The 22408-nt window shown below is 64.6% G+C and carries 15 protein-coding genes; 12 read left to right on the top strand and 3 right to left on the bottom strand.

The window, feature by feature from the left end:
- Nucleotides 1-187, top strand: a 187-nt coding sequence (locus Q8P46_11070; GenBank protein MDP2620695.1) for an XRE family transcriptional regulator, incomplete at its 5' end; no start/stop codon positions are given.
- A 124-nt stretch (nt 188-311) separates the two neighbouring features.
- On the opposite strand, the gene Q8P46_11065 is transcribed toward Q8P46_11070, so the two are convergent.
- Complete coding sequence (locus Q8P46_11065) at nt 312-1211, bottom strand: AraC family transcriptional regulator (protein ID MDP2620694.1); 900 nt, start codon at nt 1209-1211, stop codon at nt 312-314.
- Between the two features lie 244 nt (nt 1212-1455).
- On the opposite strand from Q8P46_11065, the gene Q8P46_11060 reads away from it, so the two are divergent.
- The 9 genes from Q8P46_11060 (at nt 1456) to Q8P46_11020 (ending at nt 15658) form a co-directional block, all read left to right on the top strand.
- Nucleotides 1456-2073: a hypothetical protein gene (locus Q8P46_11060; protein ID MDP2620693.1), complete on the top strand. Its 618-nt coding sequence runs from the start codon at nt 1456-1458 to the stop codon at nt 2071-2073.
- Nucleotides 2074-2691: 618 nt separating this feature from the next.
- Nucleotides 2692-3204: a DUF2285 domain-containing protein gene (locus Q8P46_11055; protein ID MDP2620692.1), complete on the top strand. Its 513-nt coding sequence runs from the start codon at nt 2692-2694 to the stop codon at nt 3202-3204.
- A 122-nt stretch (nt 3205-3326) separates the two neighbouring features.
- Entirely contained in the window at nt 3327-4289 is a 963-nt protein-coding gene (locus tag Q8P46_11050) for a zincin-like metallopeptidase domain-containing protein (GenBank protein ID MDP2620691.1), read from the top strand.
- Nucleotides 4290-4799: 510 nt separating this feature from the next.
- A complete protein-coding gene (locus Q8P46_11045) occupies nt 4800-6881 on the top strand; it encodes a ParB N-terminal domain-containing protein (protein ID MDP2620690.1) in 2082 nt (693 codons plus the stop codon).
- Nucleotides 6882-6988: 107 nt separating this feature from the next.
- Nucleotides 6989-7363, top strand: a complete 375-nt coding sequence (locus tag Q8P46_11040; protein ID MDP2620689.1) for a hypothetical protein — start codon at nt 6989-6991, stop codon at nt 7361-7363.
- 108 nt (nt 7364-7471) lie between these two features.
- Nucleotides 7472-11809, top strand: a complete 4338-nt coding sequence (locus tag Q8P46_11035) for a strawberry notch family protein (protein MDP2620688.1) — start codon at nt 7472-7474, stop codon at nt 11807-11809.
- Between the two features lie 23 nt (nt 11810-11832).
- Nucleotides 11833-12873, top strand: a complete 1041-nt coding sequence (locus Q8P46_11030; protein MDP2620687.1) for a toprim domain-containing protein — start codon at nt 11833-11835, stop codon at nt 12871-12873.
- A gap of 357 nt (nt 12874-13230) precedes the next feature.
- Nucleotides 13231-14190, top strand: coding sequence for a DUF2493 domain-containing protein (locus tag Q8P46_11025; GenBank protein MDP2620686.1), 960 nt, complete (start codon nt 13231-13233; stop codon nt 14188-14190).
- Nucleotides 14191-14392: 202 nt separating this feature from the next.
- Nucleotides 14393-15658, top strand: a complete 1266-nt coding sequence (locus Q8P46_11020; GenBank protein MDP2620685.1) for a hypothetical protein — start codon at nt 14393-14395, stop codon at nt 15656-15658.
- Nucleotides 15659-15806: 148 nt separating this feature from the next.
- Here Q8P46_11020 and Q8P46_11015 read toward each other — a convergent pair whose 3' ends face one another.
- Nucleotides 15807-17660: a sulfatase gene (locus Q8P46_11015; protein ID MDP2620684.1), complete on the bottom strand. Its 1854-nt coding sequence runs from the start codon at nt 17658-17660 to the stop codon at nt 15807-15809.
- Between the two features lie 203 nt (nt 17661-17863).
- Entirely contained in the window at nt 17864-19681 is a 1818-nt protein-coding gene (locus Q8P46_11010) for an ABC transporter ATP-binding protein (protein ID MDP2620683.1), read from the bottom strand.
- A gap of 126 nt (nt 19682-19807) precedes the next feature.
- Between Q8P46_11010 and Q8P46_11005 the strand changes: the two genes are divergently transcribed.
- Together Q8P46_11005 and Q8P46_11000 are read left to right on the top strand one after the other, a co-directional pair.
- Nucleotides 19808-21418, top strand: a complete 1611-nt coding sequence (locus tag Q8P46_11005) for a glycosyltransferase (protein MDP2620682.1) — start codon at nt 19808-19810, stop codon at nt 21416-21418.
- A complete protein-coding gene (locus Q8P46_11000; protein MDP2620681.1) occupies nt 21415-22407 on the top strand; it encodes a glycosyltransferase in 993 nt (330 codons plus the stop codon). The genes Q8P46_11005 and Q8P46_11000 overlap by 4 nt, the downstream gene beginning before the upstream one ends.
- The last annotated feature ends 1 nt before the right edge of the window (nt 22408 follow it).

Below are 22408 nucleotides of genomic sequence, written 5' to 3'. Positions count from 1 at the left end.
CGATCGCCCGCAGTCCTTTGTCGCCAAGTATGAAGGCGGGGAGCGCAGGCTGGATGTCGTTGAATTCGTTGAGGTCGCCGAAGCGCTTGAAACAGACCCCTGCGCATTGCTCTCGAACCTTCTTCACGTCGACGAGCCTTTACCCCCACCGATTCAAAGTCGCCGACCAAAGCGTGCCAGAGCATAAGCCGATTCATTGTCCGCCCGAACCTCGCAGGTCGGTCTAGCCGCGCCCGTCCGCCACGCGCTTACGTCATCAACACATAACTTCGGGTGCGCATGAGGGATCGCTATCGTGACCGTCGTCCAGTTCAGCTCCGGTCTATCCGAAAACGGGAGGGTGTGATGCCTGTCAGCCTCCGGAAATTGTCAGTGAAGTGGCTGTGGCTGGCGAAGCCAACGGAAACGGCAATCTCGGCGATCGACCGGTCGGCGCCGAGCAAGAGTTCCTTGCCCCGCCGGATGCGCCGTTCGATCAGGTAGCGATGCGGCGACCTGCCGGTGGAGGCCTTGAAGGCTTCACCGAAATGATGCGTGCTCAAGCCCGCCACCGCTGCCAGATCGCGCAGGCTGACATCTTCGGCGAGACGCGCCTCGATGTAGTCGGCGACGCGCCGCAAGCGCAGTGCGCCGAGTCCCCCAATCAGTGGCGGCGCCCGCCTCAATCCATCGCCATAGGTACGGAAGAGGTGGACGGCGAGCACCGACCCCAGCCCCTCCGCATAGAGCCGGCCGCCGACGCCACGTTCGACCAGTTCGTGGCGCCACGCGGCAGCCATGCCCTCGATCACCGGATCCCGGATGCCGATCACATTTCGCAGCACTGGCTCGATCCCATCGAAGGCATCACTCACCACTTGCTCGATGAAGGTCTGCTCCAGCGCGATGACGAGAACTCGTGGTGAACTCGTCCAGCGCAGGAAGATCGGCCGGTCGGCAGGATTGATATGAAGCTCTCCAGCGGCGATCCGACGCCGTTCCGTCTGCTGGCTTTCCGGTAGACGCCACTCCATCTCGAACGGCATGCCCTCGTGGATGGCGACCGTGAACTGCGTGGCGCCGATCTCCGTTCCCGGGTTTGGCTGCAATGTACAGCGGCTTACGCCGACGCCGTCATGGACCACCCGCTCGGCGTAGGACAGCCGACGGGAAGGAGCTTCGGAGCCGAAGTCGATCAGCTCGATCTGGCTCTTGGGTTGTGAATCCGGCATCCTTCGACGCCTCCATCCAATGATGGCCGAGGCGGGCATTCGAATTTTGAGAGCCGGGATATTGCCCCGATTCCTCTGAGCACAGCCTCGCGCAATGGAGAGAGGAATAGTAGAAGCTTAGGACAAGGATAAGGCGAAGGATTACGAAGAAATGTCGGCCATATTTATATAAAATGGACTCTATTTACTCGATTTCTGTCGTGGTTACGTTCTGGATGCTAAGTATGAAACGGAGGAGTACGTGATGAGTCCGCGCTTCAATCCGTTCATTTGCGCCGCTGCGCTGTCGCTTCTGGCCGCGTGCGATGATCCGCCAAAGGCGGATGACCGCAACTTCGAAAAGACGCTGCAGGGTTATTACGACTCGCACCCCGTCTGTGCCGCCATTCCGCTGACGTTCCCCGTCGACCTGCGCAGCGACGGAGACGCAGCCAGGAAGCGGCAGTTGGAACCGCTGGTGGCGGCCGGTCTGATCGCGGTCACCACGATCCAGAAGAACGAACCCGCAGCGTCGGGACAAGGACAGGCGACCGACTATCTCCGCTGTGCGCCGACAGCCGCCGGGGAGAAGGTCGTACGAAAGGGCGCGGATAGTTTTCTCGGCGGCACGGACATCTGCTTCGCGCGGCGGAAGGTGGTGAAGATCGAGTCCTTCACCGAGCCCGCCGACGCTGCCGGGGTGAAGGTCTCGCGCGTCACCTATGATTACGAGCTGAAGGACGTGGAGCCGTGGGCGAAGGGGGCGGACATCGCGGTTGCTTTCCCTCGGATCGGCGCCTTGCTGGCGAAACCCAGCGGCCGTGCGACCGACGTTCTGGTCCAGACGGATGAAAGCTGGAGGCACGAACGCGACGTCAACTGACGGAGCAATTATCGAGACCCAAATCAAATTCGTGCTACACGGTCATGGGCTGCGGCTATCTCCCAAGCTGCGGCAATATGCCGGCCCCGTTACCTGACGATTGCCCCGATTTCTCGACAATCTCCGGTTGAACACAGAAGCCATTCATCTTCCGCGCACCGATATCAACGGATGTCGCTGGTGACTTCTTCCCGAGCTCCGTGCCGCATCTGAGCGCGAGCCATCCTCTCCGGCGACCGATCGTCGAACCGCTCCGCTCGGCGGCTTGATGCCACGTCCGGCGCGACGCGAGGAGGGGCGCCATGTCCAAGGAGATCTCTCAAGAACCCGGCGAACCGTCGCGCGCCAGTTGGCGCGATCCCACGCACTACAAATCCTTGCTGACTCTCGACCGCGCAGGCTGGGCTTGGAAATGGCTCCGTCGGAATCCCGACTACATTGCCCAAACGACCCAATTTCTTACGCCTACGCGACTCGAACAGCCCGGCACGCGATTGCGCGTCATCACCACATCGGATGCCGAGGAGGCGCGCGACTGGGGCTTGCACTTTCGCGGAGGCGCCAATCCGCTCGGTCACCGATGCCTGCATCTTCTGGCGAGCCGACTGGGATGCCTCGGTGCTGGCCGCCGAGACGCTGCCGGTGCGGCACGGCGATGGCGATGCTTTCGACCTCCACTATTTCGACAGTCTGGCGACCGTACTACGGTGCCCTGACGGCCACGAGCATCTGCTCCTCAGCGATGGCGTACATCACCTCCAGATGGAAGTGACGGCGGGCAGCCTGCTCGATGGCCCCGTTTGCTTCCGCTACGAACTGTCCGGGTTCAAGCATATCGAGGCGAAAACGCTGACGCTGCGCCGCCTGATGCTGCTCCGCCGGCTCGGTCGATTTCCGCGCGGGCTCTATCCCCCGGAACGCCGCGCCCGCCGCTGGGCGATGGCGCTGCAGGCCTATGACGCGGTCCAGGCCGGCGCCACTCATCGCGAAATCGCCGCGGCGCTGTTCGGCGAAAGGGTCGTGAAGGAAGACTGGTCCAGCCGGTCCGACTATTTGCGTCTGCGGGTCCAGCGGCTGGTCAGGACAGCGGACAAGCTGGTGAACGGCGGCTATCGCGATCTCTTGCGATGAGCCGGAACGCAGGAGGGACTGTGGCTTTGGGAGGCGGTGGGAGTGAGAGGACGGCTGGGGGTTCCGTGACGGGTTGAGGAGGCGAGAGAGAGGCTCTCGCCGGCCCGTCGCGGAGATCCGCGATGTCACGTTCAACCGCGCGCGCTCGCTCCGGTCGGGACCGGGCGAGCCTCTATCAGGAAATCACCGACAAGATCATCGCCGAGCTGGAGGCAGGCCGCGTGCCCTGGGTCCAGCCCTGGGGCACGACGGCGGCGAGGGCATCCCTCGCCATGCCGAAGAATGCCACGACCAGCCGCTGCTATTCCGGAATCAATGTGCTGATCCTGTGGGGTGCAGTCGTAGAGCGCGGCTTCTCGGGCCAGCGCTGGCTCACCTTTCGCCAAGCGCTTGGGCTGGGCGGCCATGTCCGCAAGGGCGAGGCCGGCACGACTGTCGTCTATGCCGACCGCTTCGTCCCCGACGAGGAACGCCGGCGGGCCGAACGCGATGGGGACGAGCCGGGGGCCATCCCCTTCCTGAAGCGCTTCACGGTGTTCAACACCGACCAGTGCGAGGGCCTGCCGACGGAGCTCTCGACCGCGCCGCCGCCCGTGGCGGAGGGCATCATCCTGCCGCAGGCCGAGGCCTTGATCGCGGCAACGGGCGCGGACTTCCGCATCGGCGGCGACCGTGCCTTCTACAGCCCTTCGCACGATTTTGTCCAAGTCCCTCGGCCTGAGGCCTATTTCGAGCCGATCAACTGGCACCGCACGGCACTGCACGAGCTTGGCCATTGGAGCGGCCATCCCTCCCGGCTCGGCCGTGACCTGTCGGGCGGGTTCGGTTCCGCGCTCTATGCCAAGGAAGAGCTCTGTGCCGAGATGACCAGCACATTCGTCTGCGCCTCTCTTGGCATCGTGCCGACGGTGCGCCATGCCGACTATATCGGTTCCTGGTTGGAGGTGCTCCGCGAGGATGACCGCGCCATCGTTCGCGCCGCGAGCGCCGCGTCGAAAGCCGCCGACTATCTGCTCGCCTTCCGGTCCCATCCCGACGAGCCCGTCGACATGGCGGCCGACGAAGACGAGCGGGAGGCGGCGTGATGCGGTTCCGTCGCTGGCCGCGCCTGTCGGCCTATGAGGACACGCCCCGCAAACGCGCCGCCCTGGCTCGCGCTCAGCAGACTCAACGCGATAGGTTCCCGCTGCTCGCCCCACTTATTGCGGAACGGCAGCGAGCGCCGACGCCGAGATGGCACGCCGCGCCGCATGGTGGCCAGAAGCGCAGCAGCGCGATCGGGACCGCCGTGCACGCGATTGGCGACGCGCCCGTGCGCGGCTCGCTGGCTATGGGGACAATCTGCGCCCGCTGCTGATCCAGCTCTGGCGCGACAGCCCGTATCCGGCCGATCCCGTCTATCTGCTCGAAATGCTGCACGGCATCGACACGGGACGGATCGACCCGGAACGTCCGCCATGGATTCCCCGACACTCTGATTCCTCAGGCGAACTGGACTCGGCGGCGGCTCCAGAGGGAGAGGCGGGAGGGGGGCTTTGTGACGGGTTTGGAGGTCGAGAGAGAGGCTCCCGGCCGGCCCGCCATGGAGAACCGACATGGCAACCGCCAATCCCAAGATCGTCCTGAGCCGGTCCCAGGATATTCCCTTCAACAAGCTGGTGCTTTCCCAGGCGAACGTCCGCCGGGTGAAGGCCGGCATCTCGGTCGAGGATCTGGCCGAGGACATCGCTCGGCGCACGCTCCTGCAGAGCCTGAGCGTGCGGTCGGTGCGCGACGCGGAGGGCGTCGAGACCGGCATGTACGAGGTGCCGGCCGGCGGCCGGCGCTTCCGGGCGCTGGAACTGCTGGTGAAGCAGAAGCGCATGGCCAAGACCCAGCCAGTACCTTGCGTGGTGCGGACCGATGGCCTCGCTGAAGAGGATAGCCTGGCCGAGAACGTGCAGCGCGTCGCCCTCCATCCGCTCGACCAGTTCCGGGCCTTCCAGACCCTTCGCGACTCCGGCCTGGGCGAGGAGGAGATCGCCGCGCGCTTCTTCGTCAGCCCCAGCGTCGTCAAGCAGCGCCTGAAGCTCGCTTCGGTCTCGCCGAAGCTCCTCGATATCTATGCCGAGGACGAGATGACACTCGAGCAGCTCATGGCCTTCACCGTCACCAATGACCATGACCGCCAGGAGCAGGTGTGGGAGCAGCTCGCCAGCTCCTATAACAAGGAGCCCTACTACATCCGCCGCCAGCTGACCGAAGGCGCCATCCGTGCTTCCGACAAGCGCGCGCAGTTCGTCGGCATCGACGTCTACGAGGCGGCCGGTGGCGCCGTCATGCGCGATCTCTTCCAGCAGGACGATGGTGGCTGGCTGCAGGATCCGGCGCTGCTCGACCGGCTCGTCGTCGAGAAGCTGACCAGCGAGGCCGAGGCGCTCCGCGGCGAGGGCTGGAAGTGGATCGAGGTCGCGGCCGAGTTCCCGTACGGCCATACCTCCGGTTTGCGCCGGCTTGCCGGAGCGACGGCGTCGCTCACCGACGAGGAGCAGGCGAGCTACGACGCGCTGCGCGCCGAGTACGACAAGCTGGAGGAGACCTACGCGGAGGCCGAAGAGCTCCCCGACGAGGTCGACCAGCGCCTCGGCGAGATCGAGGTGGCGCTGGAGGCTTTCGACGATCGTCCGGCGATCTACGATCCCGCCGACATCGCCCGCGCGGGCGCCTTCCTCAGCGTCGATGGCGATGGCGACCTGCGCATCGAGCGCGGCTATGTCCCTACCGAGGACGAAGCGCCGGCCGAGCCCGCCACCGACGGCGACGAGTCCGAGGGTTCCGATCCCGACGGCGTCGTCCAGCGCACGGTGATCACTATCGGTGGCGACGGGTCGTCGGCAGCCGTCGAGGCGGCCGAGGAAGAAGACGGCATCAAGCCGCTGCCCGACCGTCTGGTCACCGAGCTGACCGCTCATCGCACGCTGGCGCTGCGCGACGCGCTGGCGAACGATCCCGACACCGCTCTCGTGGCGGTTCTCCACGCGCTCTGCCTCAACGCTTTCTATCGCTATGCGTCCGAGACCTGCCTGGAGATCACGGCGAAGAGCGCGAGCTTCGGCACGCAGGCGCCAGGGCTCAACGACAGCGCCTCTGCCAAGGCGATCGAGAACCGGCACGCGCAATGGGCCGGACAGTTACCGAAGGACACCGGCGACCTCTGGAACGCGCTGACCGCCTTCGACGGCGACAGCCGGGCATCGCTGTTCGCGCACTGTGCGTCGCTTTCGGTCAACGCGGTCCACGAGCCTTGGAACCGCAACCCACGCCGCATCGCCCATGCCGGCCAGATCGCCCGGGCCGTCGGTCTCGACATGGTGGCGGCGGGCTGGACGCCGACCGTTGACAACTATCTCGGCCGGGTCACCAAGGCACGCATCCTCGAAGCCGTGCGCGAGGCCAAGGGCGAAGCCTCGGCCCAGCTCATCGACCACCTCAAGAAGCCGGACATGGCGAAGGAGGCCGAGCGCCTGCTCACCGGATCCGGATGGTTGCCCGAGCCGCTTCGCATGCCTGACGCCGAGGCGGCCATCGACGAACCGGCCACGACCGAAGACCTGCCGGCGTTCCTCGATGACGACGAGGGCGCCTCCGTGGACTCCGATCCGGAAGAGCCGCAGCCGCCCGCCATCGCGGCGGAATGACCTCGACCAGCGGGGCGGCGCTCGTCGCCCCGCACCCTCTCACACCGAGCCCGGCCTCCTGAGCTTGTCTCAGGGGCGCCGGGCTTTCGCATTTCAGGAGACTTTCGATGGACTGGTACACCTCCTGCTCCTACGAGCCCGATCGGAAGCGTCGCTTCCATACCGTCGCCCGGGCGCGGCTTCGTCGCCTCGCCGCGGAACTCGGCTTTCCGCCCGCATCGTTCGATCTGCGCTCGAACCAGGGCGGCATCGCTGTGTCCGGCGAGATCACGCTCCACCATGAGTACGTCTACGTGCAGGTCTGCCAACCGGCGACCCGCGCCGACACCGGCATCCTCATCCGCACCTGCGAAGGCCGGCGCGACTATACCGGCGGCCGTAACCACTTCGCGCCGCTGTCCATGCTCGACGACATCCCGGCACTGGCGGCCAGAGTCCGGACCGTGATGGCGGCCTGCGGCGGCGCGGTCCGTGTCGCCTGAGAGGAAGAGAAGGGCCGGGACGGGGTGAGCCGAGGGGCATGAGAGAGAGCGCCCTCGCGGCTCGTCCCGCTCCCCGCGCTCTCCCGGGAAACCTCAGCCATGAACGTCATGACCGCATCTTCCGCCGCCGCCGCGGCGGCGGGCCAGCCCATTGTCCCTGCATCCGCACTGTTCCACGCCGCCGGGCATCTGCTCCCGGACCTGGAGCGGGGCCGCGTCGTCGATGCGCGTACCCTGCGCGCCGCCATGGGACAGGCCTTCGGCGGCACCGACGCCGAAGGCGCATGGAGCTGGAAGGACGCCTACGAAGCCTGCGAGGCGGCACAGGTCCTGTTCCTGCGCAAGTTCGGCCCGACCATGCGTGCCCGGGCCGAAACTCCGACCGCGCTCCTCGCGATGCTGGTCAAGCTCGCCGCGCTCCTGCCGTCGCAGACGCGCCGCTCGCAGGAAAGCCAAGCGCTTCAGCAGTTCTCCACGCCGATCGCGCTTGGGTATGTCGCCAGCGTCGCAGCCGGCATCACGCCCCGCGACCTGGTGCTGGAACCATCGGCCGGCACGGGACTGCTGGCTATCTTCGCCGAGCAGAGCGGCGCCTCGCTCGCCCTGAATGAACTGGCCGAGACGCGTGCCGGGCTGCTCTCGCATCTGTTCGACGGCACGGCCGTCACCCGCCATGACGCGGCGCATATCCACGATCATCTCGACGTCGGTATCCGGCCGAGCGTCGTGCTGATGAACCCGCCGTTCTCGGTGGCGGCGCATGTGGACGGCAAGGTCGCCGACGCCGCCCTGCGCCATGTCTCGTCGGCGCTGGCGCGCCTCGCCGAAGCCGGCCGCCTGGTCGCCATCACCGGCGCCAATCTCTCCCCCGACAATCCCGCTTGGCGCGACGGATTCGTCCGGCTCCAGGAGCGGGGTCGCGTCGTGTTTTCGGCTGGGATCGACGGCCGCGTCTATGCCCGCCATGGCACCAGCGTCGAGACACGCCTGACGGTGATCGACCGCATCCCTGCCGACGATCCGACGGCGTTCCCCCCGTCGCGGGGCGCAGCGCCTGACGCCGCCACGCTTCTCGACTGGGTCATCCGCCACCTCCCGCCGCGCGCAGCCATGGCGACTTCCCTGGCGATACCGACCGCGACGCCCGCAGGGCGTCCGGCATCGGCACGTTCGGCGCCGCGTGTGGTGCCGCCCCAGCATATCGGACCCGTTTCGGAGGACGCCGTCGAGGTCGCTTACGAACCTTGCGACTGGGCGCCGGCCGGAGACGGGCGCATCAGCGAGGCGCTCTATGAGAGCTATAGCCTCCAGTCGATCCGCATCCCGAACGCCAAGGCGCATCCGACGCGGCTGGTGCAATCGGCGGCCATGGCGTCGGTCGCACCGCCCAAGCCGAGCTACCGCCCCCGTCTGCCGACTGCCGTCATCGCCGACGGCCTGCTTTCGGACGCCCAACTCGAGAGCGTCATCTATGCCGGCGAGGCCCATGCCGGCTTCCTCGCCGGGTCGTGGACCGCCGACGAGACCTTTGACATCGTCGCGGCCGCGCCGGACGATGCCGAGACCGCCGTCCGCTTCCGCCGTGGCTGGATGCTCGGCGACGGCACCGGCGCCGGCAAGGGCCGCCAGGTCGCGGGCGTGCTGCTCGACAACTGGCTGCAAGGCCGCCGCCGTGCGCTCTGGGTGTCGAAGTCGGACAAGCTGATCGAGGACGCCCAGCGCGACTGGTCCGCGCTCGGGCAGGAGCGGCTGCTGATCACGCCGCTCGCCCGCTTCCGCCAGGGCACGCCGATCCGGCTGGAGCAGGGCATTCTCTTCACCACCTATGCGACGCTGCGCTCCGATGCGCGGGAAGAGAAAGCCTCCCGCGTTCAGCAGATCGTCGACTGGCTGGGCCGCGACTTCGATGGCGTGATCGTCTTCGACGAGAGCCACGCCATGCAGAACGCCGCCGGCGGCAGGGGTGAGCGGGGCGATCAGGCGCCCTCACAGCAGGGCCGTGCCGGACTTCGCCTGCAACATGCGCTGCCCAATGCCCGAATCCTCTATGTCTCGGCGACCGGCGCCACCACGGTCCACAATCTCGCTTATGCCCAGCGGCTCGGGCTCTGGGGCGGCGAGGACTTCCCCTTCGCCACACGCGCCGAGTTCGTCCAGGCGATCGAGACCGGCGGCGTCGCGGCGATGGAAGTGCTGGCCCGCGACCTGAAGGCGCTCGGCCTCTACGCCGCCCGCTCACTCTCCTACGAAGGCGTCGAATACGAACTGGTCGAGCATTCGCTCAGCGCGGAGCAGATCCGCATCTACGACGCCTATGCCGGCGCCTTCCAGATCATCCACAACAATCTGACCGCGGCGCTGGAGGCCGCGAACATCACGGGCGAGGGCGGTACGTTGAACGCCCAGGCGAAGTCGGCTGCGCGCTCCGCTTTCGAAAGCTCGAAGCAGCGCTTCTTCAACCACCTCATCACGGCGATGAAGACGCCGACGCTGATCGCCGCCGTCGACCGCGACCTCGAAGCGGGCCACGCCACCGTCATCCAGATCGTCTCGACCGGCGAGGCGCTGATGGAACGGCGTCTCGCGGAGATTCCGACCGAGGAATGGGGCGACGTGCAGGTCGACATCACGCCCCGCGAATATGTCCTCGACTATCTGGCGCATTCCTTCCCGACACAGCTCTACGAGCCTTTCACCGACAGCGAGGGCAATCTCTCCTCCCGCCCGGTGTTCCGCGACGGCCAGCCGGTCCAATGCCGCGACGCGATCGAACGGCGCGACCGCCTGATCGAGAAGCTCGCGGCATTGCCGCCGGTGCAGGGTGCGCTCGACCAGATCGTCCAGCGCTTCGGCACCGACATGGTCGCCGAGGTCACCGGCCGCTCGCGGCGCATCGTCCGGCACGCAGACCGTCTGCGGGTCGAGAGCCGGGCTGGATCGGCGAACCTCGCCGAGACGCAAGCCTTCATGGACGACGAGAAGCGCATCCTCGTGTTCAGCGACGCCGGCGGCACCGGCCGCAGCTATCATGCCGATCTCGGCGCGAGGAACCGCCGCCTGCGCGTCCACTACCTGCTCGAAGCCGGCTGGAAGGCGGACACGGCGATCCAGGGCCTCGGACGCTCCAACCGCACCAACCAGGCGCAGCCGCCGCTGTTCCGGCCGATCGCCACCGACGTGAAGGCGGAGAAGCGCTTCCTCTCGACCATCGCCCGCCGCCTCGACACGCTCGGCGCCATCACCAAGGGCCAGCGCCAGACCGGCGGCCAGGGGCTGTTCCGCGCCGACGACAACCTCGAATCCGTCTATGGCCGCGCCGCGCTGCGCCAGCTCTACATGCTGCTCTATGCCGGCAAGTGCCTGCCCCGGACTGGATCCGGGGTCGAAGGCTGCTCCCTGCAGGCGTTCGAGGACGCCACCGGCCTGCGGCTGACCGACGGCGATGGCAGCCTGCGCGAGGAGCTGCCGCCGATCACCACCTTCCTCAACCGCCTGCTGGCGCTCACCATCGAGCTGCAGAACGTCCTGTTCGGCGTGTTCGAGGAACTGCTGCGCGCCAAGATCGAGGGCGCTGTCACGTCCGGCACCTACGATCTCGGTGTCGAGACGGTCACGGCGGAATCGCTGCGCATCACCGACCGCCGCACGATCTACGTCCATCCGGGCAGCGGTGCCGAGACGCAGGTCTTCACCGTGGCGCGCCGCGACCGCAACCGGCCGCTCAGCCTGGCCGAGGCGCTGGACCGCGCCGGCGATCCCCGGGCGACGCTGCTGGTCAACCGCCAGTCGGGCCGCGCCGCCGTCCAGGTCCCCGCACCCAGCCTGATGCTCGATGACGGCGAGGTAGAGCGGCGCGTCCGTCTCCTGCGGCCGATGGAGCGCGCCGCCATTCCCTTGGCCGCGATGGCGCAGAAACATTGGCGCGAAGCCGACCGCGACGCGTTCGCAGCCGCCTGGAACGCCGAGCTCGCCGATCTGCCCGAATTCACCGACAGCCGGATCCATATCGTCACCGGCCTCCTCCTGCCGATCTGGAAGCGGCTTCCCGACGAAGGCTGCCGCGTCTATCGCCTCCAGACCGACGAGGGCGAGCGCGTGATCGGCCGCCTCGTCTCGCCGGCCTGGGTCGCCCAGGCGGTCGCGACCGACGTCCCGACCATCAGCCCTGCCGATGCCTGGAACGCCGTGCTCGACGGCCGGACCATACTTGAACTCGCCGATAGCCTCCAGCTACGGCGTGCCAAGATCATGGGCGCGTTCCGCGTCGAGCTCTCCGGTTTCACCGACGGGATGGTCGACCGGCTGAAGGCGATGGGGCTCACCTCCGAGATCATCGCCTGGAAGCTCCGACTGTTCGTTCCCACCGGCGCGACCGGCCCGGCGATCCTCGGCGCGCTGATGGAGCGCCATCCGCTCGTGCGCATCGCCGACCGTAGCGCGGCGTGAGGGAGGCGATCATGTCCAGCATCATGTCCAGCCGGGCCGCCGATCTGGCGCGGCGTCTCGCACACGATGCCGAGGCCGTCTGCCGCTACTATCTTCCCAATGGCCGTCGCCACGGCCGCTACTGGCTGGTGGGCGATGTCCGGGACACGCCCGGCCGTAGCCTCTATGTCCGTCTCACGGGACCGGAGTCCGGTCCCGGCGCCGCCGGCAAATGGACCGACGCCGCCACCGGCGAGCACGGCGATCTCCTCGACCTGATCGCCCTCAATCGCGGGATCGACGCCTTCCGCGACGCGCTCGACGAGGCGCGCCGCTTCCTCTGCCTGCCGCGTTCGGAGCCTCCGCATCCAACCCGCGAACCGCCTGCGCCCGGCGGATCGCCCGACGCCGCCCGCCGTCTGTTTCTCGCCGGCCGGCCCGTCGCCGGCACCCAGGCCGAAGCCTATCTGCGCGCGCGCGGCATCACCGCACGCCTCGACTGGCCGTCGCTGCGTTTCCATCCGGCGCTCTGGTACCGGTCGGACCGCGATGCTGCCCGCGAGTCCTGGCCGGGACTGCTCGCTGCCGTGACCGACGCGGACGGCCGGATCACTGGCGTCCATCGCACCTGGCTCGATCGCCAGCGTCCCGAGAAGGCCCCGCTTGCCGATCCGCGCCGCGCGCTTGGCCAACTGCTGGGCAACGGCGTGCGCTTCGGCCGCGCCACCGACGTGCTGGCCGCCGGGGAGGGCATCGAGACCATGCTCGCGCTCAAATCGGTGCTGCCCGATCTGCCGATGATCGCCGCGCTCTCGGCCAACCATCTTGCCGCCCTCGATCTCGCCCCGATGCTCGCCCGGCTCTATGTCGCGCGGGACCGCGATGCGGCCGGCCGGCTGGCGGCGGAACGGCTTCACGCACGTGGACGCGACGCCGGCATCGAGGTCCGCGATCTCGTGCCGGCCAGGAGCGATTTCAACGTCGATCTGCGCCGGCTCGGCCCGGACGTCATGCTGGCCCGGCTGGCGGATCAACTCGCCCCGGCCGATGTCCTGCGGTTCCTGCGCCGTCGCGATGCAGCCTGATCGGAAGGCCGAGCGCGGCATCTCCCGCGGTTCGGCGTCGGGCCGGAAGGGAGCGGGGAGGCGTGCGGCGGGACGCCTGGCCCGGTCAGAGGCGCGCGCCTGCGGCCTTCCCGAGCGGCGATCTGCCAGAGCCGGCCCCGGTCCGGCAATGGCGTCCGGCGACTATTTTCCGCCGCCGGGCGGCAGGCCGCCCGGCTTTGCATCGCGAAGCAAAATAGCCGCCTCCCGCCATCCTCCGCTGGCGCTCCGGCCCCTTGCCGGCAGGCCGGCGGCGGGGTGCAGGCCCGGTTCCGTCCCCGGCGGGCGATCGCCGTGAAGGCCGCGATGGGCGCGGCCAGACCGCAACAGGAGCCCGCCATGACGCACGAATCCTTGCCCTTCCTCTCCCCCGACACCGAGTCCGGCGACGAGCCGCACGCTCTCTCGCCTACCGCGCATCTGCTCGACGAACTGGCGCTCTACGGCCATCGGCCCGGCCGGGACGAGCCCGATCCGCGCCCGCTGCCCGAGGCGGATGCCGTCCGCGCCGAGCTCGGCGCGATCGTCGACGGCTTCGCCGCGATGCTGGCCGACACGCGGCTCGAGGACGATCTCGACGACCTGCTCTGGTCCTTCGTCAACCTGTTCCACCGCAAGATCGGCCGCATGGAGCGCGATCTCGACGCCAACGAGCAGGCGCAGCGCCGCTCGCAGCTCGAGCAGAACGGCTCCGAGGTCCGCTCGGTCGAGCTGGAGCGCCTCATCGATCAGGGCGTCGGGCTGATCGAGCGCCGCAACGCCTTCGAGTTCTGCCGCGACCATGCCGCCGAGCACTACGAGGCCGTCAGCGGCTCGCTGTGGCGGCCCCGCTCGGGCTCGATGGTCAACCATCGCGCGCTCACGTCCGCGATGATCGACAGCCGCGAGTTCATCGCCGCCCAGCGCCGCGCCGAGGCGCAGCTGCTCGTGCCCACGGGCAGCCGCATCGCCTTCACCGGCGGCTCCGACTTCAACGACCACCAGCGCATCTGGGCCGCGCTCGACAAGGTCCACGCCAAGCATCCCGACATGGTGCTGCTGCACGGCGGATCACCCCGCGGCGCCGAGCGCATCGCCGCCTGCTGGGCCGACAACCGCAAGGTCGCGCAGGTCGCCTTCAAGCCCGACTGGAACCGCCATCGCAACGCCGCGCCCTTCAAGCGCAACGACGAGCTGCTCGACGTCCTGCCCATCGGCGTCATCGTCTTCCCCGGCTCCGGCATCTCCGCCAACCTCGCCGACAAGGCCCGCAAGATGGGCATCCCGGTGTGGCGGTTCACCGAGGAGGGCGGCGCGTGAGCGCCGTTCTCTCGATATCTATCGATGCCTGGCGCCAATGTCGGGCTTGCGCCAGAATCGGTCATCCGTCCGGCCACAGAAGATTCGTGGTAGGAAACCTGACAACGAGCGTGCTCGGCGGCAATCGTTATGGTTGCTCTATGTTTCTCGAAAAATCCGGAGGGACCCACAACCCGCTACCTGAAGTGGGACCACCTCAGTGTTGAACGATCCAAACGTCAAGCGGCTTGGCACCCGCGGCCAGCGTCAAAATGGCGTAGATCTAGTTGGCTATCGCGATCGCGACCCGAACCAAATCGTCGGCATTCAGTGCAAACTGAAATCAGGTAGGAGCAGGCTCTCTGCGAGGGAAATCCATGACGAGGTAAAAAAGGCCCTCGGCTACAAGCCTCCGCTGAAAGAGTATTTCATCGTCACAACCTCTAAGGATGACACGAAGCTTACCCAGCTCGCCCAACACCTGACGCAGGACCAGGAGGCCGCAGGACGCCGAATTCATATCGAGGTCTGGGGCTGGGATACACTTCAGGAAAGGATCGATCAGTACGATTCCGCGAAGCAAGCATTCGATCCCGGCTTCAGTCCCAGCATAGCCTCTCAAGACCGCAAGCTGGATGTTATTGCTGCGGTCCAGGAGCGGGCAGCGACAAAGGATCAGATTTCCGATCTTGCCATCCGCATTGGAAGGATCGGAACGGATACGTTGGCGCGGCTTCCCACGCGTATCGCCGACCGTGAAGTAACGGAAAACCTGATGCGCACGCTTCGGAGAAGGGGCTTTGTTGGTACAGACGTCGCTGCTGAACTTGCAGCACTGGCGGAACGGGTGATCGACGGCGACTTGTCCCTAGCTAGTGATGCCATCCGTTCTGAAATGTGCGACCGGGCCGCCCGTACCAAGGCCACGGCTACGACGCTTGCAGTTGCGCGACAGTTTCGCGCGAGTGCGGTGGCGATCGATCCTTCGCGCGACTTGTTCATCGCAGATGCGCTGTTGAAAGAAGCAGAAGGCGACACCGACGGCGCGCTTCGGCTCCTCAAGACTCGCTCCGATGCCGAGGCACTCGCTGCTTTGCTAACGGCGCTCATTCGCCACCGCGGTGCCGACGCAGCGCTGGCCTGGGCACGCGCCGAGGGACTCAAGCCATCTGACTTAAATCCGCCCGGCGCTATGAACTTTGTTCTCCAACAGATCGAGCATGGCGCATTTGACGACGCACTGGTTGATATCGGCCACACGCCCGGCGAGTTTTTCGATGAGTGTCCCGGCCTTCGCCTTCTTCGGGCACAACTCACGCTCGCCTCCATCCTGCCGTCCGACCAGAAGGCCGCCTTGTTTCAAGGTCTGCCGCTAAATCCTCGGAACCTTCAACTCGCAGCCGGTGCGCGGGGCCAAGAGAGAATCAGGGCGGCTGCCGGCGAGGTCAGCCGGTTCTTCAAATTCATCGACCGCACCGAGGCCGCATGAGCGGCAGCCATGGCAATTGGGGCCCTGCCGCTGAAGAGGTTCGGGCCGTCCTTGAACGATGCGCGCGCGTCGGCTTTCGGTGATTCCGGCATCGGTCGTGCCGTCTGCGTCGCAAGCTATCCACCGTAGCTGAAAGGGACAATTCGGTTCACCTGTCAGCGCGTCTTTCTTTGACCCACTGCCCGATGATCGCCATGGCGATCTTTTGCTGCTCCGGAAGATCTGGCCCAAGATCCTTCTTTTCCTCCGGATCGGACCTCAGATCATAAATAGAGATTAGGCCGCTTGCAGCGTCCAGGATATACTTTCGATCGCCCTGCCTAAACCCGACTTTATAGCCTTTCCAACTAGAGAAGAAAAAAACTCTTTCGGACGATCCCGCGAGGAGATTCTTGCCCTCCCAGGAGTCCGGCGGGCTCAGACCGAGTAGGTTGGCGATCGTCGGGGCTATGTCGATCTGCCCTGCCAAGCGACGAATGCGTGCGGCCGGCAGCGTTTTGGGAAAGCTCACGAGCAGGGGTATGCCGATGCTCTCTTCGTAAATGTCGGCACCGTGACCGAAATTCCGATGCTGAGAAAAGGCCTGGCCGTGGTCTCCGACAATGACGAGCGCCGTGTCCTGATCTAGGCCGGACCGATGAAGAAAGCCTATCAACCGCCCGATCAAGCGATCGGTCCGGCGCAGCGCGGCGAGGTAACGGTTCTTGTGCTCCCTCACCCAATCGGGCAGATTCTCCGAACGGGCAAGGTCTGCGGGCGATTCTGCGTAGTAAGGATAGTGCGTTTCCGATGTCCAAATGGTCGCAAAAAAGCGCTTGTCTCTTTCGATCCTGACCCAGTCATAAAGTTCTTCAAACGTGCATTCGTCTTCAATTCCGGTAAGAAATGGTTCATCTCCAAGGGCCACAGGGTTGTTTGCGCAACTTATGGATTTCGCATCTTTTATAGTATCAAAGTTCTGACGCGCGGCCCACTTGTCCACATCGTAATACTTCAGATCGCTTCCGTAGATCAGTGCGGTGTCAAATCCATTCTGCTTAAGGAACGCATGCAGTCCCACTTTGTTGCTTTGTTCCACCAATCTATAGGAGACTGGAGGTTGCGCAGAAGTAAACATGGAATACAGGGCCAAAATACTATTGGGGACATAACTATAGGCCGAATCGAAGGTAACAGAGTTTGTGGAGAGGGCATCGAGGTTCGGGGTGACGCCATAAGGCGCCCCGAGGAACCCGACATATCGTGACGCCACCGATTCCATAACAACGAGGATCAGGTTCTTGGGTGGGGGCCCTTCAACCGCGGCGACCGGGGCCCTTACGAACCCGGCAAGGTCGCCGGATACGAACTCCGAAGCGTCGGCCGTTGCGAGGCTGAGGTACGGCGCCGTCGCGTAAGAGGAGAGCAATTCAACAACCGGACTTCTTGTGAATTGAGTCTCGACACCCCTGCGGTCGACGTAAACGTGTGCAACCGCATAATAGGCGGCGAGAGCAACACCCAGGACTGCTGCCGGTCGGGACCATCCCCTGCGAAGAGGATCCAGCTTGTGCAGGGCGTAGCTGAACAAGAGCGCCGCACCAAACAAGCCGATGAGGGCGGCAGGAAACCCGAATACGACATAGGCGGGGAGGTAATTCAACGCTTCTGAGAAATCGGAATAGTACAGGAGTGGATAAGTCACTGGCCATTCGTAAAGCTTGAGAAATTCAATGTTTCCAAATGACAGGGCGCTGATCAGAAGAACGACCCCAACATGCAAGATAAGCGCCGACAACCGTACTAACGTCGACTTGCCGATGGCCAAGATAAATAAAGTTACCGTTCCCACCAATGCGATGAGAAGAATATCATTCAAAGAATATACGATGCCCTTAGCCACTGCTTTCGGGAAGGACGAAGTTTGCCAGTGCGTCGCCCAGAAGTAGGTTCGACAGCCGACCGAAAACAGCATGCCTGCCATGGTCGCGGCCATCGCGTGGTATCGGCAGTCGCGGAACATCTGGCGCAATCCATAGAAACGGCGGGTCTGCTCATCATGCTAGCCGTTCGACCCTTCCGGAACAATATCGAGCACGCTGCTGAGACGGCGAACGCTGTGGTTCGCCATGCTCCTCAGCCTCGAACCAAGGCACTGCCAGATATTCTCAAAGGGCAGCCCTCTCTCCCGTCCGTTGGCACTTCGGCACCGAGTGGAAGCCGATGTCACGTCACTCCTGGCCCGTGCAGCGCGGCATCCACATCGGTACCGGTGGCTGCGCCCATGCGCTGATAGGCCTTGAGCGCGGCGAGCGGCCCGGTTTCGATGACGCGCCCTTCCTCGATCACCACGCCCTTTTCACAGCAGGCCAGTGTGCTCGCGCGGTGACTGATGACGATGACGGTCATTCCTTTGAGGCGTCCGCGAAGCAAGGACACGATGGCCGTCTCGGATATCGAGTCGACCGAGCTCATGGCTTCGTCAAGGATGAGAATCTCGGGATTTCTCACCAGTGCCCGGGCGATGCCGATTCTTTGCCTTTGTCCTCCGGACAGGCCGAGGCCGCGCGATCCGACCTGGGTCCCATAGCCCTGCGGAAAGGCCTGAATAAATCTATCGGCATCGGCGAACTTTGCAGCCACGACGGCCTCCGCCAGGGTTGCGTCGGCATCACCATAAGCAATGTTCTCGAAAACGGTGCCGTCGATGAGTTCGATGTCCTGACCGGCAAACCCGATCCTGCTGCGCCAGGAAGCCGGATCGATAAGTCTAAGATCGGTCCCGTCGATGGTAATGCGGCCGGACGTCGGATCGAGCAGCCGACACAGAAGATTGACGGCCGTGGTCTTGCCGGCGCCCGAGCGGCCGATCAGCGCGGTGGCCTGGTTTGCGAGCAGCTGAAACGTCACCTCGTGAAGCGCTGGCACGGCGTCTGGCCGGTGTTCATAGAAAAAGCTGACATTCTCGAATGCGATGGGTCCACCCAGATGACGGAACGGAACGTGTCCCGATGGCGGCGGAGACTTGTCGACGGCATCGAGCAGCGATTCGACTTCGGTGATGGAACCCCACATACCTGCCAGATCCAGGCGGGACTGGCTCATCAGGCGGAAATGAGGCTGCATACGGTAGAGAAGGACCAGGAAGGTGACGACCACCGGCACGGCGATCCCGGCCGATTGACCGCCAAACAGGGTGCCGATGAACAGTGCCGCGTACAGCACCTCTATGGCCGGCAGCAGTGGAGCGGACGCCGCATCGACGCGAAACATCGTGCTTCTGACTTGATCGGACGTCTCCTCGAAGCGTCGTTGCTCGAGCTTCTCCAGGCCGAACAGCCGGATCAGGCGTGCGGCCTGCACGACCGTGATCATTCTTGTCGCGAGGCGACGATTGGCTTCCGAAATCGAATGGCTCATGGCTCTGAGGCGCTTGGCCGCCACGGACTGAATCCCCCTGATGAGGATGACACCGAATAGGACTGCGATCGACAGGCGCCATTCGATGACAATGAGGATCAGGCTGAAAACAGCGACCGCCCCCGCCGCCCCGATCATCGAAAACAGCTTTCGAATGGCGTCTGACGCGCGCCACGACTCGGTGCTAATGATGTTCAGGAAGCGCGCCGGATCATTGGCAATGTGAAAGCCGTATCCAACATTCAGAAGCTGCCGCGACAGAGCGCAGCGGATCTCGTGCCCGGCCTTGCCGTCGACCCAAGAAACGATCATCGCGTTCGCGGACAGAACCAGCGCCTTGAGCACGATGGATGCAAGAATGATTGCGGCGATGGCGGCAAGCTGTTCACCCGCCGGCAAGCTCGATGCAAGTTCGGCGACCGCGCTGAGCGGCCCGGGGAGTTCGGACGGTGTTCCCTCGGAGAACAGGATGGCGAGAAACGGTATCAGCAGACTGATACCGAGCCCTTCGAGGCCATTGCCGATGAAGCCGAGTACCGCAACGACCGGTACGCTCCATGCGAAGCGCTTGGCGATCTCTGCAAGCGGAGCGGCAATCCCGAGAAAAGTGTAGAAGCGTTTCATGGCGATGGACGCTACAATCATATTGTAGACTTATGAAGTCTCGGCTTGGCCAAGGCAGCAGTCACGATTCAACCAGCGCAAGCGATGGCAATTGAAACCGCGCCTCCAGTCCGGGAATGATCGCCCATGGCGGTCCTAGCCCCGGCGACCGTGGCAGTCGTAATTACCACCTACAATCATGCGCGCTTCCTGGGCGACGCGATCGACAGCGTTCTGGCCCAGACTCGCCGTGCCGACGAGCTGGTCGTCGTCGACGATGGTTCATCGGACGATCCGCAACGCGTGACCGGCATCTATGGTGAAGTCCGCTTGATCCATCAGGTCAACCAAGGATTGGCTGCGGCCCGCAATACCGGCCTTTCGGCCGTGAAATCGGAAGCGGTCGTTTTCCTCGATGCCGACGACCGTTTGCTGCCCGGCGCGATCGCCGCCGGTTTACGGTGCTTTGCCGAGGCGCCGCGAAGCGGATTTGTCTATGGCGGACATCGGCGCATTTCCGCCGGGGGCCGCTTGATCAGCGATCATCACTATCAGGCAATCGGTTCAGATCCCTATGAAACGTTCCTTCGGGGAAACGCGGTCGGCATGCATGCCAGCGTCATGTACCGCCGGGACTGCCTGGTGGCGGCGGGCGGTTTCGATCCGTCTCTGCCGCGCTGCGAGGACTATGATGTGTATCTGCGAATGGCACAGCGCTACCCAATCACTTCTTATTCCGAGCCCGTCGCCGAATATCGCAGACATGAGGACAATGTTTCTCGCCGCCACAGGCAGATGCTGCACTGGGTTTTGAGCGTGCAAGGGAGGCAAAGGAGCCAGGCATCGTCAAACCCGAAAACGGCCAGGGCGTGGCGCCACGGCAGAGCCGTCTGGCGAGACTATTATTGCGGCGAAATGCTGACCACCGCCAAGACCGCTTGGCGGCAGACGGGGACCATCCGCAAGACGTTGCCTGCTTTGGTCGATGCCTTCGCCGCCGATCCGGGTCGGGTGATGAGAGGAGCATTTCGGATCGCAAAACGGAGGCTCACCAAGCCTTCGATCGCGAACCCGACGCCAAGGCGCGGCTCCGTTCGCTTCGGCGATCTCGACCGACTTCAACCCATCAGCCATGATTTTGGTTTCGCGCGCGGAACGCCCATCGACCGGTACTTCATCGAAGACTTCCTCGCGCGCCATCAAAGCGACATCCGGGGGCGGGTGCTGGAGATCGGGGACGATGGCTACACGCGCCGTTTCGGCGGAAATCGGGTCGAGCAATCCGACATACTGCACGTCAATGAGGGTCATCCCAATGCCACCATCACCGGAGATCTTGCCTCTCCCGGCGTTCTCCCGGCCGACGGTTTCGATTGCCTCATCGTCACTCAGACCCTTCATCTGATTTACGATATGAGTTCCGCCGTCCGGCAGATGTATCGTGCCCTCAAGCCTGGCGGGGTCGCGCTGGTCACGATGCCGGGGATCACACCGATCGACCGGGGCGAGTGGAAAGAAAGCTGGTACTGGTCGCTGACCGCCCGTTCGGCGCGGCGCCTGTTTTGCCAAGCGTTCGCCGACGAAGCGGTTTCCGTTCAAAGCTACGGCAATGTGTTCGCGGCAACAGCGTTTCTGCATGGCATCGCTTTGGAAGAAGTGGACCGAAAGAAGCTCGATTATTGCGATGATGCCTATCCCGTGATCGTCGCTGTGCGGGCCCGACGACGTCCTGATATAGAGGGTAGAGACGCAGAATGAGCAACGGATTCTCGTCGAAGAGAGCATCCGATCCTACAGTGCGCCCGGCACGTCATCGGGTTTCGGTCGTCATCACGTTTTTCAACTCTGAGCGCTTCCTTGCCGAAGCCATCGACAGCGTGCTTGCCCAAGATTTCCGCGATTTTGAGCTTATCCTGGTCGACGATGGATCCACTGACCGGAGCAGCGAGATCGCCTGCGGCTGCGTCCGGCGCGGCGGTGGCAAGGTGCTTTACCTCGAGCACGACGGGCATACCAATCGCGGCATAAGCGCGTCGCGGAATCTGGGCGTCGGGGCGGCGAGCGGAGAGTATATTGCGTTCATCGACGCGGACGATGTTTGGCTACCGAGAAAGCTCTCCGAGCAGGTTGTATTGATGGACGAGCACCCGGAACTCGGAATCGTAGCGGGGACGGCTCGTTACTGGTATTCCTGGGCCAATGGCGAGGACGTCCTGATTCCGACGGGCCATGTTCAGGACAGAACCATCTTTCCACCAGAGGCACTCTTACTCGTTTACCCTCTTGGGAATGCCGCTGCACCCTGTAATGATTTTCTCATCCGTTCCGAACTCTTGCATCGGCTTGGCGGCTTCGAGGAGCAGTTCACTGGAATGTATGAGGACCAGGCCCTATTGGTTAAGCTCTACCTCAGCGCTCCAGTATATTTCTCGACGCGGGTTTGGCTCAACTATCGCCAGCATCCGGACTCGTGCGTTACCTCGGCCACGCGTGAAGGTATCTATCATGACGTTCGTCTTTATTTTCTGACCTGGTTCGAGCAATACCTTGCCGCATCGAAAGAGGCTTCCGATCCAAGGATCGTCGCCGCCCTCAACCGCGCGCTCAGACCCTATCGGCATCCACGATTGCATACCCTTCTGTCGATCCCGCGCCGAATGAGAGGGGCCCTCGGAAAGCTCAAGCGGCGTGTGCGTTGCTGGGCGCGGTCCAAATCGCGAGCAGGCGATCTTGAAGAGATTTCTTAAG

The sequence above is a fragment of the Hyphomicrobiales bacterium genome (genome assembly GCA_030688605.1).
Lineage (GTDB): Bacteria > Pseudomonadota > Alphaproteobacteria > Rhizobiales > NORP267 > JAUYJB01.
This window is presented reverse-complemented; position numbering and strand designations above follow the sequence as displayed.

Coding starts and splice junctions, on each gene's coding strand:
- Q8P46_11065 (MDP2620694.1), bottom strand. CDS start 1,211: ATGCCGGATTCACAACCCAAGAGCCAGATCGAGCTGATCGACTTCGGC.
- Q8P46_11010 (MDP2620683.1), bottom strand. CDS start 19,681: ATGAAACGCTTCTACACTTTTCTCGGGATTGCCGCTCCGCTTGCAGAG.
- Q8P46_11005 (MDP2620682.1), top strand. CDS start 19,808: ATGGCGGTCCTAGCCCCGGCGACCGTGGCAGTCGTAATTACCACCTAC.
- Q8P46_11015 (MDP2620684.1), bottom strand. CDS start 17,660: ATGTTCCGCGACTGCCGATACCACGCGATGGCCGCGACCATGGCAGGC.
- Q8P46_11030 (MDP2620687.1), top strand. CDS start 11,833: ATGTCCAGCCGGGCCGCCGATCTGGCGCGGCGTCTCGCACACGATGCC.
- Q8P46_11040 (MDP2620689.1), top strand. CDS start 6,989: ATGGACTGGTACACCTCCTGCTCCTACGAGCCCGATCGGAAGCGTCGC.
- Q8P46_11045 (MDP2620690.1), top strand. CDS start 4,800: ATGGCAACCGCCAATCCCAAGATCGTCCTGAGCCGGTCCCAGGATATT.
- Q8P46_11035 (MDP2620688.1), top strand. CDS start 7,472: ATGACCGCATCTTCCGCCGCCGCCGCGGCGGCGGGCCAGCCCATTGTC.
- Q8P46_11050 (MDP2620691.1), top strand. CDS start 3,327: ATGTCACGTTCAACCGCGCGCGCTCGCTCCGGTCGGGACCGGGCGAGC.
- Q8P46_11060 (MDP2620693.1), top strand. CDS start 1,456: ATGAGTCCGCGCTTCAATCCGTTCATTTGCGCCGCTGCGCTGTCGCTT.
- Q8P46_11000 (MDP2620681.1), top strand. CDS start 21,415: ATGAGCAACGGATTCTCGTCGAAGAGAGCATCCGATCCTACAGTGCGC.
- Q8P46_11025 (MDP2620686.1), top strand. CDS start 13,231: ATGACGCACGAATCCTTGCCCTTCCTCTCCCCCGACACCGAGTCCGGC.